General features: G+C 76.1%; 10 protein-coding genes. 5 read left to right on the top strand and 5 right to left on the bottom strand.

Annotated features, from left to right (window positions below; translation table 11 throughout):
• Positions 1–28: 28 nt before the first annotated feature.
• Positions 29–802: an enoyl-CoA hydratase family protein gene (locus ACFVHB_RS19525; protein ID WP_360184313.1), complete on the bottom strand. Its 774-nt coding sequence runs from the start codon at positions 800–802 to the stop codon at positions 29–31.
• Positions 803–1,074: 272 nt separating this feature from the next.
• Between ACFVHB_RS19525 and ACFVHB_RS19520 the strand changes: the two genes are divergently transcribed.
• Positions 1,075–1,872 (top strand): ATP-grasp domain-containing protein, encoded by a 798-nt coding sequence (locus ACFVHB_RS19520; protein WP_380323326.1) that lies wholly within the window; start codon positions 1,075–1,077, stop codon positions 1,870–1,872.
• Positions 1,873–1,937: 65 nt separating this feature from the next.
• Complete coding sequence (locus ACFVHB_RS19515) at positions 1,938–2,378, top strand: RidA family protein (RefSeq protein WP_380323322.1); 441 nt, start codon at positions 1,938–1,940, stop codon at positions 2,376–2,378.
• A gap of 37 nt (positions 2,379–2,415) precedes the next feature.
• Here the strand turns inward: ACFVHB_RS19515 and ACFVHB_RS19510 are convergent, their stop codons facing one another.
• A complete protein-coding gene (locus ACFVHB_RS19510; protein ID WP_380323319.1) occupies positions 2,416–3,876 on the bottom strand; it encodes an MFS transporter in 1,461 nt (486 codons plus the stop codon).
• Between the two features lie 83 nt (positions 3,877–3,959).
• Between ACFVHB_RS19510 and ACFVHB_RS19505 the strand changes: the two genes are divergently transcribed.
• Positions 3,960–4,952, top strand: a complete 993-nt coding sequence (locus tag ACFVHB_RS19505) for an ArsR/SmtB family transcription factor (protein ID WP_380323316.1) — start codon at positions 3,960–3,962, stop codon at positions 4,950–4,952.
• A gap of 250 nt (positions 4,953–5,202) precedes the next feature.
• Positions 5,203–7,533 carry a glycosyl hydrolase family 18 protein gene (locus ACFVHB_RS19500; protein ID WP_380323313.1) on the top strand — a complete coding sequence of 777 codons (2,331 nt, stop codon included), beginning with the start codon at positions 5,203–5,205 and terminating at the stop codon, positions 7,531–7,533.
• A gap of 98 nt (positions 7,534–7,631) precedes the next feature.
• On the opposite strand, the gene ACFVHB_RS19495 is transcribed toward ACFVHB_RS19500, so the two are convergent.
• Positions 7,632–8,909, bottom strand: coding sequence for a geranylgeranyl reductase family protein (locus ACFVHB_RS19495; RefSeq protein ID WP_380323311.1), 1,278 nt, complete (start codon positions 8,907–8,909; stop codon positions 7,632–7,634).
• Positions 8,910–9,081: 172 nt separating this feature from the next.
• Here ACFVHB_RS19495 and ACFVHB_RS19490 point away from each other — a divergent pair, with 172 nt between their 5' ends.
• Complete coding sequence (locus ACFVHB_RS19490; protein ID WP_380323308.1) at positions 9,082–10,449, top strand: dipeptidase; 1,368 nt, start codon at positions 9,082–9,084, stop codon at positions 10,447–10,449.
• A gap of 79 nt (positions 10,450–10,528) precedes the next feature.
• Here the strand turns inward: ACFVHB_RS19490 and ACFVHB_RS19485 are convergent, their stop codons facing one another.
• Together ACFVHB_RS19485 and ACFVHB_RS19480 are read right to left on the bottom strand one after the other, a co-directional pair.
• On the bottom strand, positions 10,529–11,353 hold the full coding sequence (locus ACFVHB_RS19485; RefSeq protein ID WP_380323305.1) for a DUF4184 family protein: 825 nt from the start codon (positions 11,351–11,353) through the stop codon (positions 10,529–10,531).
• A 761-nt stretch (positions 11,354–12,114) separates the two neighbouring features.
• The gene (locus ACFVHB_RS19480; RefSeq protein ID WP_380323302.1) at positions 12,115–13,182 is read right to left on the bottom strand and encodes an NUDIX domain-containing protein; all 1,068 of its coding nucleotides are present in this window, start codon (positions 13,180–13,182) and stop codon (positions 12,115–12,117) included.
• Positions 13,183–13,670 lie beyond the last annotated feature (488 nt).

Genomic DNA, 13,670 nt, shown 5'->3' with positions numbered 1-13,670 from the left:
TCCCGCCGCCGTGCCCGCCGCCGGGGGTTCAGCGGGCCCAGGGCGCCGGCCGCTTCTCCAGGAACGCCCGCATGCCCTGCTGGGCCTCGTCCGAGCCGAACAGCCGGGCGGACAGCTCGACCAGTTCGTCGGCGTCCCGCTCGAAGGAGCGCACCACCTCGGCGTTGGCCAGTCGCTTGGACTGCGCGAGGCCCTGCGGGGAGCCCTGGCGCAGCGCGTCCAGCAGGCCCTTGAGCGCGGTGCCGGTGGACTCCGCGGAGTCCGTCGCCTCGGTGATCAGGCCGATCCGGGCGGCCTCGGCGGCGCCAAAGACCTCTCCGGTCAGGTAGTAGCGGGAGGCCGCGCGGGGGTCCAGCTTGGGGCGCAGCGGCAGCGAGATGACGGCGGGGGCGAGGCCGAGGCGGACCTCGGTGAAGGCGAAGGTGGCGGCCGGTCCGGCGAGTGCGAGGTCGGCGGCGCCGACCAGGCCGAGTCCGCCGGCCCGGACGTGCCCGTCGATCACGGCGATGACCGGCTTGGCGCAGTCGACGATCGCCCGCTGGAGGTCGACCAGGCCGCGCGGGCCGACCGTCGGGTCCGCGCCGGTCGCCTCGGAGAGGTCGGCGCCCGCGCAGAACACCTTGCCGGCGTGGCCGAGCACCACGGCGCGGACCTCCGGGTCGGCCGCGGCGGCGGCGAGGCCGGCCGTCAGCTCGGCCATCAGCCGGGTGGAGAGCGCGTTGCGGTTGTGCGGCGAGTCGAGGGTGAGCGTGGTGACGGCGTCGGTGGTGGTGACGCGGACCAGGGGCACTTCGCGGGTCATCGGTGCGGGCCTGCTTTCCGGCTGAGGGTGGGTCGGACTGCGGCGGCGCCGGTCCCGGCGGGGACGGCGCCCGGACGACTCTGACATGCCCACCCGCCGCTCGGCCAGAGTCACCCGCCAGGGAAATCCGTGCCCGGCGGTCCGGTCGGCCGTGCGGTGGGCCGTGCGGTCAGCCGTGCGGTGGGCCGTCCGGGAGGCCGGCCGGGCGGGCGGCGGCGGGCCGGAGAAAACCGCTGGTGGGCCCGGTGCCCGGCACGGCACCATCGTTGACCATGACCACCGACGCCGTCCTCCTCCTCTCGCCCCGGATCAACGACACCGGCCTGCAGCTGCGCACCGCGGCGGGCCGGCGCGGGCTGCGCGTGCACACCGCGGCGGCCTGGCGGGCGCCGGAGGAGCTGCTGGGCGAGTCCGTGCACGTGTACGGCGGGCCGTTGTTCGGCGACGCGGTCGGCGGTGCGTTCGGTCTGGGCCTGCTGCAGCCGGGCGACGACTGGCTGGCCCGCCTGCCGCGGGAGCTGACCGGACGGTCCGTCCGGCTCACCACGCTGGCCGAGGCCCGTGGGCTGCGTCGCCCGATGTTCCTGAAGCCGCCGGGCGACAAGCTGTTCCCGGCCAAGGTGTACCGGGACGGTTCCGGTCTGCCGGGCCCGGACGCGCTGGAGGACGACACCCCGGTGCTGGCCAGTGAGGTGGTCCGGTTCCGCCGCGAGTACCGGCTGTTCGTCCTGGACGGCCAGGTGCGGACCGGCTCGCGCTACGCGGTGGACGGTGACCTGGACGTCGCGCCGCTCGCCGAGGACGGTCACCGGGCGGAGGTGGCCGCCTTCGCCGCCGAGGTGCTGGCCGCCGCGGCGGGGACGCTGCCGAGTGCCACGGTGATCGACGTCGGCCCGGTGGGCGATGGCCGCTGGGCGGTGGTCGAGGCCAACTCCGCCTGGGCCAGCGGCGGTTACGCCTGCGACCCGGACGCGGTGCTGGACGTGGTGCTGCGGGCGGGCGGTCCGGCCGCCGTGCTGGGCGAGGCCGACCGCCGGTACTGCCGCGCGCTGCCCGAGGTGGTCCACTGAGCGTGGGCCCCGGCCCGGTCGGAGTGGCCGGAAAGCGCTGGTGTGCTGATCATCCGTCGGCCACGATGGACGCCATGACCTCTCACACCCCGCACCTCACCCACATCGCCGAGCCGCCCGGGGTCGCCCCCGGGACCGGGTACACCCAGGTCGTCAGCGGCACCGGCCGGCTGGTCGCCGTCTCCGGCCAGGTCGCGTTCGACGAGCAGCGGCGACTGGTCGGGGCCGGCGACCCGAAGGCGCAGGCGCGTCAGGTCTTCGAGAACCTGAGCCGCTGTCTGGCCGCCGCCGGGGCCGGCTTCGCCGACGTCGTCAAGCTGACGTACTTCGTCACCGACATGGCGTTCATGCCGGCCGTCCGGGAGGCCCGGGACGAGCACTTCGGCGCCACGCCATTGCCGGCCAGTTCGGCGATGCAGGTCGCGGCGCTCTTCCTGCCCGAGGTGCTGATCGAGATCGAGGCACTCGCCGTGGTCCCCGACGAGCGCCCGGCGGCGCAGGGCTAGGCCCCTGACCGGCGGGTCGTGCCGGACAGGCCCCGGGCTACGCCAGCGCGCCCCGCCGCCGGCCCCACCGGACGGCGGGGCGCATGGCCAGCCCGGCTGCCGCGAGCAGTGCGCCGAGGGCGGCCCAGCCGAGCAGGCCGAAGCCGACGACGGCGGTGCTGACCACGGCCGGTCCGATCATCATCGCGGCGGCCGTGCCGGCGTTGTAGACGCCCTGGTAGGCGCCGTGGTCGCGGTCGCCGGCCAGGTCGTAGCTCAGCGCCCAGCCGCCGGCCTGGGCGAGCACCTCGCCGAGCGCCTGCAGCGCCACGCCGCCGAGCACCGCCGCCGCGGCGACGAGCGGCGGCAGCCCGTGGGCGAGGGCGATCACCAGGCTGGAGGCGGCCAGGATCAGGCCGGCCCGGCCGCAGATCCGGGCGGCGGTGGTCGGGTCCTCGGTGCCCCGGGTGGCCCGGACCTGCAGGGCGATCACCAGCACGGTGTTGACGATCAGGGTGCCGGCCACGGTGATCCGGGGCGCGTCGGTCTGCTGGACGACCCAGAGCGGCACGCCGACCTCGAGCATCGCGAACTGCAGGCAGAGCAGCGAGTTCAGCACCGTCACCACCAGGAACGGCCCGTCCCGCAGCGCCGGGTTGCGCCGCCGCACCGCCTTCGCCTTCGCGCCGCTCCCACCGGTCGCACCGGTCGCACCGGCGTCGCCGGGGCCGCCGTCCTCCGCCGGTGCCGCGACCGGCCGCTCGGCCGCCGGGACGCGCAGCCGGTGGAACAGCACGGCGACCACCGCGTACGACACGGCGTCGCCCAGGATCGCCGTCAGGTACGCCGGCCGGCTGTCCACCTGGAGCGCGATCGCGCCGAGCGCCGTGCCGAGGCAGATGCCGACGTTGGTGACCACGCGCAGGTAGGCCCGGCCCGCCACCCGGCGGTCGGCGGGCAGCACCTCGGCGTAGAGCGCGTTGCGCACGGCGGCCGAGCCCCGGTCGACCGCGCAGACCAGGCAGGCCAGCGCCAGGAAGGCCGGGTAGCCGTGCACCAGGGCGTAGCAGGCGGTGCCCACGCCGTTCGCCGCGACCAGCAGCACCAGGACCCGCCGCGCTCCCCACCGGTCGGCGGCCCGCCCGGCGGGCACGCTGGCGGCGACCCCGCAGAGCCCGGCGACGGTGAGCCCGACCCCGAGCTGAGCGGCGCTCAGCCCGAGCACGCGGGTGAAGAAGAGCACGCTCACGCTGAGCGAGAGGCCGCTGCCGATGGTGTTGACGAGCGTCAGCGCCGCCAGTCGGCGGACCATCGGGTCGGGGTGCAGCAGCCGCGCGGCCCGCGCGGAGCCGGGCGATCCCGGGCCGGGCCGTCCCGCGTCGGCCGGTCCGTGGCCGGTCGGTGCGTGGCCGGCCGGTCCGCCGGCGGACGAGCCGTCGCCGGTCCTTCCCGTGCCGGTCGATCCGTGGCCGGGCAGGCCTGAGTCGGGGGTGGCGGTCTCCGCCGGTGAGCTGGTCATGCCCACGATCCCACCCCCTTCCCCCGCTCCCGCAGTATTGATTTAGGCTCTGGCTCAAAGTCCGAGCGGGCCGGGGGTGGGACGTGCACAGGTTCAGGCTCTCCCTGGCCGACCTCGCCACCACCTGGTTCGCCTGCTCGCCGATCCAGGAGGCCGTGCTCAGCCTGCGGATGTGGACCCACCCGGGCTTCTACACGCTGCAGTCACCCGCCTTCGAGCGGCTGCGCCCGGCCTTCGAGCGGCTGGACTCCGCGCTGCTGCTCTCGCTGGTCGCCGTCAACCGCTGGATCCCCGACTTCCTGACGCCCCGTCCGGCCACCCCGTCGGCCGACTTCCGTACCGAGCTGGCCGTGGTCCGGTCCCTGCCGCCCGAGCAGCTGCGCCCCGAGCTGGAGCAGACCTTCCTGCCGCACGGCCAGCCGCTGCCCGCCCTGCTGGCCGCCGGGCTCGGCGATCCGGCCCGGCTGCTGGCCCGGATCGCCGACGCGCTGGAGGAGTACTGGGAGGCCTGCCTCGCCCCGGGCTGGTGGCCGCAGGCCCGCACGGTGCTGGAGGCGGACCTGGTGTACCGGGCGCGGGTGCTCTCCCAGCACGGCGCGGCGGCGCTCTTCGCCGACCTGGACCACCGGCTGCGCTGGGAGGACGGGGTGCTGGCGATCGACCGCCGCTGGTCGGAGCAGGACGGCGACATCACCGTGGACGGGCGCGGGCTGGTGCTGACGCCGACGTTCTTCGCCCGCGGCGCGATCACGATGATCAGCAACGACCGTCCGCCGCAGATCAGTTACCCGGCCCGCGGGCAGGGCGGGATGGCCGGTCCGGCGGCGCCGGTGACCCGGCGCGCCCTGGAGCTGTTGCTCGGCGCGCCGAAGGCCCGGCTGCTGGCCCTGCTGGCCGAGCCGGCCTCGACCACCGAGCTGGCGTACCGGCTGGGTGTCACCCCGGGCGCGGTGAGTCAGCACCTGGCGGTGCTGCACGAGACCGGCCTGGTGACGCGGGCCCGGCACGGCCGTTCGGTGCTCTACAGCCGCAGCCCGCTGGGCGACGAGCTGACCGGCGGCGCGCGCCGGGCCTGAACCCGGCCGGCGGCGCCAACTCTCCACTGGTACAGACCTGTTGACGCATTGGTCCAGTCCTCCTACAGTGCCCATGCCCCCGCCTCCCCACGGCGCGGGCACCGGTCGGCCACGCACCACCGACCGCGACCCACCGCGACCGACCGGCCGCGCACCACCGGAACGCCCCACCGGCCCGCGCCCACCCGGCCGGGCACCACCCGCACGGTTCTGCACCACCCTGTCCACCCCCACAGCCACAGGGAGAACCATGTCCGTCCCACCCCGGCCCGCGCACCTGTGGGCCCGCCGCCCGGCCCGCCGCCCCCGGGCGCGCAGCAGACTGCTGACACTGCTCGCCGTCCTGCTCCTCCCGCTGCCCGCGCTCACCGCGCTGGCCGCCCCGGCGCACGCCGCCGGCCGGCTCACCGCCGCCTTCACCACCGCCGACAACGGCTCCTGGTGGAAGGGCACGTACGTCGTCCGCAACGACAACGCCGCCGCCGTTCCGGGCTGGACGCTGGAGTTCGACCTGCCGGCCGGCGTGTCGGTCCAGAGCAGCTACAACGGCACCGCGACGGTCAACGGCCGCCACGTCACCGCCACCAACGCGTTCTACAACGCGAACGTCCCCGCGCACGGCACCACCGAGCCGTACAGCTTCTGGTTCGTGGCCAACGGCCCGATCGGCGCACCGACCGGCTGCCGGATCAACGGCGACAAGTGCGACGGGAGTCCGGACGTGCCGCCGTCCGCGCCCGGGACGCCGGTGGTGACCGAGGCGACCGCGCACAGCCTCGCGTTGACCTGGCCGGCCGCCGTCGGCGGGGACTTCCCGGTCGCCTCGTACGAGGTGCTGAACGGCGCCACCGTCGTGGGCTCCGGCGCGACCACCGACACCGTGGTCACCGGGCTCACCCCGGCCACGTCGTACACCCTGACCGTCCGGGCCAAGGACACCCGGGGCAACACCGGCCCGCTGAGCCCGCCCGTCACCGCCGCCACCGTCGACCCGGCGACCGACCCCGTCCCGCCCACCGCGCCCACCGGCCTGCGCGCCACGGCGGTGAACTCCACCGACGTGACGCTCGCCTGGAACGCCGCCACCGACAACGCGCGGGTCGCCGCGTACGACGTCTACCAGGGCGCCTCGCTGGTGCGGTCGGTCACCGGCGGCACGCTGACCGCGACCGTCAACGGCCTCTCCCCGTCGACCGGTTACACCTTCACCGTGAAGGCCCGGGACGGCGCCGACAACGCCTCGCCCGCCTCGGCGCCGCTCACCGTCACCACCGCGGACCTGGTCGGCGCCGGTACGTACGCCCGGGTCGGCTACTTCACCCAGTGGGGCATCTACGGCCGCCAGTACTTCGTGAAGAACCTCGACACCTCGGGCAGCGCGGCCAAGCTCGACGTGATCAACTACGCCTTCGAGAACATCGATCCGGTCAACCTCACCTGCCTGGCCGGCGTGACCAAGGGCACCACCGCCGACCCGCAGGACCCGGACCAGGGCACCGGCGCGGGCGACGCGGACGCCGACTACGCCCGCCCGATGAGCGCCGCCCAGTCGGTGGACGGCACGGCCGACGACGGCTGGGGCGAACTGCGCGGCAACTTCAACCAGTTGAAGAAGCTCAAGGCGAAGTACCCGCACCTGAAGGTGGTCGTCTCGCTCGGCGGCTGGACGTACTCCACGTACTTCTCCGACGCGGCCGCCACCGACGCCTCCCGGCAGAAGTTCGTCAGGTCCTGCATCGACGTCTGGATCAAGGGCAACCTGCCGCTCTACAACGGCGCCGGCGGTGACGGCGTGGCGGCCGGCGTCTTCGACGGCATCGACCTCGACTGGGAGTGGCCCGGCTCCGCCGACGGCCACGCCGGCAACCACCACAGCACCACCGACCAGACGAACCTGACGCTGCTGCTGGCCGAGTTCCGCAAGCAGCTGGACGCGCTCGGCGGCCCGCACAGGCTGCTGACCGCCTTCACCCCGGCCGACCCGGTCAAGATCGGCCAGGGCTGGGACCTCTCGAAGATCTTCGGCTACCTGGACATCGCCAACGTCCAGGGCTACGACTTCCACGGCGCCGGCAGCGACAACTCGTGGGAGCCCAACCGGACCGGCCACCAGGCCAACCTCTACGCGGACGCCCAGGACCCGTACCCGAACCGCTTCAGCGTCGACGCGGCCGTCCGGGCCTACCTCGACGCCGGGGTCAACCCGCGCAAGCTCACCATCGGCTTCCCGTTCTACGGGCGCGGCTGGCAGGGCGTCGCGGACGGCGGCGCGGCGGGCGAGTGGCAGAGCGCGACCGGCGCGGCGCCCGGCCAGTTCGCCGAGGAGGCCGGCACCCGCGGGTACCACAACCTCGTCACCGCCCTCCCCGGCCTCACCGTCCGGCACGACACCCAGTCGGCCGCGACCTACGGCTACACCGGCGCGGGCGGGCAGTGGTGGACCTTCGACGACGCCTGGTCGATCGGCCGGAAGACCGCCTACCTGAAGTCGAAGAACCTGCTCGGCGCGATGATCTGGGAGATGTCCGGCGACACCCCGGACGGCACGCTGATCACGGCGCTCGACACCGGCCTCAGGTGAGCACCGGCACCGGCTGAACCGCCCCCGGGGCGGGCGCCGTCCGCGCCCGCCCCGGGGATCCGTCCCGCCACCACCCGCTACCGCCTACCGCCAACCGCCTACCGCGAGGCGACCGCGGCCAGCCGCCGCGCCGACCGGTACTGCCGCAGCACCTGCGCGAAGGTGGTGTGCCCCTGGGTGGTCCGGGCGAAGGCCCGCCAGGCCGGCGCCACCAGGCAGACCGCGGCGTGGAACAGGTACGGCCGGCGCTCGAAGGCCGCCAGCATCTGCTTGCCGGCCCGCATCTCCACGCCCAGCCCGGCCTTGATGGCGAAGGCGTAGTTCAGCGCCTCCCGCCGCACCTCCGCCGCACTGCCCGCCTCGGCCACCTTGACCGCCCACTCGCCGGCCAGCCGGCCCGAGCGCAGCGCGTACGAGATGCCCTCGCGGGTCCAGGGCTCCAGCAGGCCGGCCGCGTCGCCGGCCACCAGCACCCGGCCGCGGGAGAGCGGCGAGTCCTCGGCCCGGCAGCGGGTCAGGTGTCCGGACTCCACGCTCGGCGGGAACCCGGCCAGCCCCAGCCGACGGATGTAGTCGGCCAGGTACTGCTTGGTCCGCTCGCCGTCGCCGCGGGCCGAGATCACCCCGACGGTGAGGCTGTTGGACTCCGTCTTCGGGAACACCCAGCCGTAACTGCCGGGCAGCGGGCCCCAGTCGAGGTGGATCCGGCCGGCCCAGTCGGCCGCGACCGAGGCCGGGACGGGGATCTCCGCCTCCAGGCCGAGGTCGATCTGGTCGAAGGAGACCCCGACGTGCCGGCCGATCCGGCTGGCGCTGCCGTCCGCGCCGACCACCGCGCGGGCCTCGAAGCCGCGCCCGTCGGAGGCGGTGACGACGGCGGTGCGGTGGTCGCCGCCCCGCTGCTCCACCCCGGTGACGGTCACTCCGGTGACCAGCACCGCGCCCGCCTGCTTGGCCGCCTGCACCAGGCGCAGGTCGAACTCGTCCCGGTTGACCAGCCCGAACAGCATCCGCTTCGAACGCCGCGTCCGGGTGAACCGGCCGCCGTACGCGAAGGTGACGGCGTGCACCCGGTCCTGCAGCGGCAGCCGGAAGTCCGGCGGCAGGCTGTCCCGGGACGGGCCGATGATGCCGCCGCCGCAGGTCTTGTACCGCGGGTGTTCGGCCTTGTCGAGGAGCAGCACGCGGCGGCCCTGCGTGGCGGCGGCGTGCGCGGCCGACGCCCCCGCCGGTCCGGCACCGACCACGACGACGTCCCAGACGCCGTCGAGGCGGTCGGGGCCGGCCGCCGCCTGGTCAGGCTGCGGCCCGGACGGCTGTCCGGACGCCGCGGCGTCGAGCGGGCTACGGGGATCGGAGCTTCCGGAGTCAGTCACGTCGAGCAATCCTATGCGGCCGGGTGAGGCACCGTCCGCCGCGGCACCCCGAACATCCACCCGTACCCGCGACCGTCCGTTCGGGCTCGGCCTATGATCGGCGGTACCCCAACCCGACGCCGTCCGTCCGGGTCACCCCGCCGGACGGACGCCAGCCCCCCGGAGCACCCGCATGCCGCAGCAGCCCCTGGCCGACGCCGTCCGGTCCCTGATGGACCGGGCCCGCACCGACCTCGCCGAGCTGGTCGCCTTCCCGTCGGTCGCCGACCCGCGCCAGTTCCCGGTCGAGGAGTGCCGCAAGGCCGCCCGGTGGGTGGCCGACGCCTTCGCCGCCGAGGGCCTGACGAACGTGCAGCTGCTGGACACCCCGGACGGCACCCAGTCCGTCTACGCCGAGCTGCCCGGCCCGGCCGGCGCGCCGACCGTGCTGCTCTACTCCCACTACGACGTCCAGCCCCCGCTCGACGAGGACGCCTGGCTCAGCCCCGCCTTCGAGCTGACCGAGCGCGACGGCCGCTGGTACGGGCGCGGCGCGGCGGACTGCAAGGGCAACATCCTGATGCACCTGACGGCCCTTCGGGCGCTGCGCCGGGTGTACGGCGACGAGTACCCCGTCGGGCTGAAGATCATCGTGGAGGGCTCGGAGGAGCAGGGCACCGGCGGCCTGGAGCGGTACGCCGAGGCGCACCCCGAGCTGCTCGCCGCCGACGCCATCGTCATCGGTGACACCGGCAACTTCGCCCCCGGCCTGCCCACCGTCACCGCCTCGCTGCGCGGCATGACGGTGGTCGAGGTGGCGATCACCACGCTGGCCGGCAACCTGCACTCGGGCGCCTTCGGCGGCGCCGCCCCGGACGCCCTGCAGGCCCTGGTGAAGGTGCTGGCCTCGCTGCACGACGAGAACGGCGACGTCGCGGTGGCCGGGCTGACCAACGACCAGACCTGGCCCGGCGTGCAGTACGCCGACGAGCAGTTCCGGGCCGACGCCAAGGTGCTGGACGGCGTCGAGCTGACCGGCACCGGCAGCGTCGCCGACCGGCTGTGGGCCCGCCCGTCCGTCACCGTGCTGGGCATCGACGCCCCGCCGGTGATCGGCGCCACCTCCTCCGTCCAGTCCGCCGCCAAGGCGCTGGTCAGCCTGCGGGTGCCGCCGGGCACCGACACCGACGCCGCGCAGGACGCGCTGGTCGCCCACCTGGAGGCCCAGGTGCCGTTCGGCGCGCAGGTGCGGATCGAGCGGCACGGCAACGGCGCCCCGTTCAGCGCGGACACCTCCGGCCCGGCGTACGAGGCGATGGGCGAGGCGATGGCCGAGGCCTTCGGCACCCCGATGGTCGCCTCCGGCGAGGGCGGCTCGATCCCGCTCTGCAACACCCTGCAGACCCTCTACCCGCAGGCCGAGATCGTGCTGATCGGCGTCGAGGAGCCGACCACCCAGATCCACGCGGTCAACGAGAGCGTCGACCCGCTGGAGCTGGAGCGGATGGCGCTGACCGAGGCGCTCTTCCTGCGCCGCTACGCGGAGCTGCGCAAGGCCTGACGCCCCGCGCGCCCGCCCCCACCGCGCCCGCCCGGGCCGACAGCCGCCCGGAGCGGCGGGCACGCGGGCCGGCGACGGCTCAGACCGGCACCCGCTCGGCCGACCGCTCCCGGTCGGCCGGCCGGGTGCCGCGCCGTCTCCCCGCCCGCGCGGCCGCGGCGTGCGCCAGCGCGTACCCGACGGCGCCCACCGTGAGGCCGGCTCCCGCCCCGAAGCAGAGCTCCGGGACGAGGTTGCGCCGCAGCGGCGTGAGCCGGTGCCACGCTCCGACCGCCGTCGCCGCGCCCAGCGCCGCGACCACGGCCCGCCGCACCCCCGCGGGGAGCACCACCGCCGGCCGCACCGGCTCCACCGCCCGGCCCGCGCGCGCCGCCCACCCGGCGAGTGCGGCCAGCGCCGGCACCGAGCCGCCGTACTGCAGCACGGTGTACAGCGGAAGTCCGGCGACCGTCCGCTCCAGCACCGGCAGCAGCGCGACGCCCAGCCGGCCCTCGTGCGTGAACGCGTCCCAGCCGACGTGGGTGGCCGCGCCGATCGCGGCCGAAGCGGCGAACCAGGCCGCCGTCGCGGCACCGCCCGCACCGCCGCCGGCCCGCCGGGCCGTCAGCGCCTCGGCCGCGCCCGCCCAGCGCCCGGGCAGCAGGGCGACCAACGGGCCGCGCAGCAGCCCGTGCCACCCGGCCACCAGCACACCCGCGAGCGCCACGTCCACCGTCGGCACCGCCCACCAACGGTGGGTCAGCCCGCCGAGCCCGTACACGCCGGGCAGCAGCGACTCCGCGAAGAACGGCACGTCGGGCGCCATCGAGCCGGCCACCAGCGCCGAGGCGACCAGCGGCCCGCGCGCCCCCGCCGCACGCAACAGGGGCAGGACGGCGGCCGGGTGGCTCAGCGTGAAGGGCATGCCCCCATCCTGCCGTCCCCCGCCCCGCCCCGCGGCCCACGACCACCCGGTACGCCGCCCCCGCCCACCCGGCCGCCCCCGTACGCCGCACCCGGCCCACCGCACCGATCCACCCAGCCCCCAGCCGCACCCCGTCGGGCGGGCCACGCCGCGTCGGCCGCCCGACCTCACCCGACCCGCCGCACCAACCCACGCAGCCACACCCGGTCACACCGGCCCACCTAGCCACACCGAGCCACCCAGCCCGCCGCACCGGCTCACCCGGCCCACCGCACCGACCCACCCAGCCCCCAGCCGCACCCCGCCGGGCCGGCCACGCCGCGTCGGCCGCCCAACCTGACCCAGCCCGCCGCACCGGCTCACCTGGCCCACCGCACCGACCCACCCAGCCCCCAGTCGCACCCTGCCGGGCGGGCCACGCCGCGTCGGCCGCCCGACCTCACCCCACCCGCCGCACCAACCCACGCAGCCACACCCGCCCACTCGGCCGCACCAGTCCGCCCAGCACGCCACACCGACCCACTCGGCCGCACCCGTCCACCCGGCCGCGCCCACTCCCGCACGCCGCACCCCGCCGAACCGACTACGCCGCGTCGGCCGCCCATCCTCACCCAGCCCGCCGCACCAACCCACGCAGCCACACCCGGCCATACCGGTCCACCTGGCACGCCACACCCGCCCACCCGGCCACACCAACCCACTCGGCCGCACCCGTCCACCCGGCCGCGCCCACTCCCGCACGCCGCACCCCGCCGGGCCGGCTACGCCGCGTCGGCCGCCCGGGCAAGGCCGAGCGCGGCCCGCCGCCCCGCCTCCAGGTAGCGCAGCTCGCCGCTGCGGCGGGCGTCCAGCGCGGCGGCGAGCCGGCGGTACCGGCCCGGGGGCAGCAGGCCGGCCGCCTCCTCCAGGCTGACGAAGCGCCAGCCGCGCAGCTCGTCCTGCGGGAGCAGCAGGCGCTGGCGGGCGGCCGCATCGAGCAGGCCGCCGTCGTAGACGAGCCGCAGGCCGCCGCGGCGCGGGCCGGTCCGCGGCTCCCAGTCGACCGCGAGCAACCGCAGGGCGGCCGGGTCGAGCCGCAGTCCCAGCTCCTCGGCGGTCTCCCGCAGGGCCGCGTCGGTGGGCGCCTCGCCGCGCTCGACCACGCCGCCGGGGAACTCCCAGTCCGGCTTGTAGACCGGGTCGACCAGCAGCACGCGGTCCTGCTCGTCGAAGAACAGGACCGCGGAGGCCACGGTGTCGCCGGTCGGGTCGGAGGCCTGCACGATCGGGCAGCGGGCCGAGCCGTCCCGGACCAGCTGGGCGAGCCGCTCGGCGGTCCCGCGCGGTGTCAGGCCGGCCGTGTCGACCAGCCGGGCGTCCCGGGCGAGCCAGCGGCGGGCGGCCCGGTAGCGGGGCAGGTGCTCCAGGCACCACTGTCGGATCCGCGCGCTGCGCTCCGGGTCGCCGGGGATCTCCTCGCGCTGGGCTATCCGCTCACGCAGGATCGTTTCTTCAGGGTCCAGCACGAGGTGGTGCACCGTGATCCCGTGCGAGGCGAGCGCTCCGAAGATCTCGTCCCGGTAGTCCTCGCGGAGCAGCGTCATCGGGACGACCAGCGGTCCCGGGACCTCGCCGAGCAGCGCGGCCGCCGTCTCGGGGACGAGCCGGCGCCAGGCCGGCAGGTCCTGGAAGTCCGACACCGCGGCCAGCCGGTCGGCCGGCAGCATCCCGCGCAGCCCGAAGCCGATCTGCTCCGGGTCGAACAGCGTGCTCCCGGGCAGTAGCTCGACCAATTCCCGGCAGGCACTCGTCTTGCCCGCGCCGAACGTGCCATTGACCCAGACGATCACAACGTCCCCTGCCCTTCGACCTCCCCCGGTGCCGTTCGCACCGGGCGGCGCCCCCGTCAGCCGAACCAGCGCCACCCGTGGTGGTACCCCCGCCGCGCCGGTCCCCATACCTCCCGACGAGGCCCGCCCGCGCTACGGTTCCCGGCCCCGTGACAGCGGCATGTGCCCAGGCCAGACGCCCTGCCCGGGCCTCCGTACGCCCGCGTGACCGCCGGTCCGCACGCCCCCGTTCTCCGGCGTCCGCGCCATCCGTACGCGCCCCTTCCACGCCCCGCAAGCCCTCTCCGTACCCGACCTCCGCCTCCGGCCGGGGCGCGGGAAGTCGGACCGGCCGGCTTCCCGTGCGCCGGGCGCGCCGGCGGTCGCGCCGGCGAGGGCGGCCGCCGGGCCGGCCGGGAGGAGCTGCCTCCCGGCCGGGCCCGGCGCCCGGGGGGTAGGCCGCGGGGGGGGGGCGGCGGGGCCGGCGGGGCCGGCGGGGGGGCCCGGCG

Origin of the sequence: Kitasatospora sp. NPDC127111 (assembly GCF_042677465.1) — a bacterium.
Taxonomy (GTDB): domain Bacteria; phylum Actinomycetota; class Actinomycetes; order Streptomycetales; family Streptomycetaceae; genus Kitasatospora.
The sequence above is the reverse complement of the archived record's forward strand: the minus strand, read 5'-3'. Positions and strand labels throughout refer to the sequence as shown.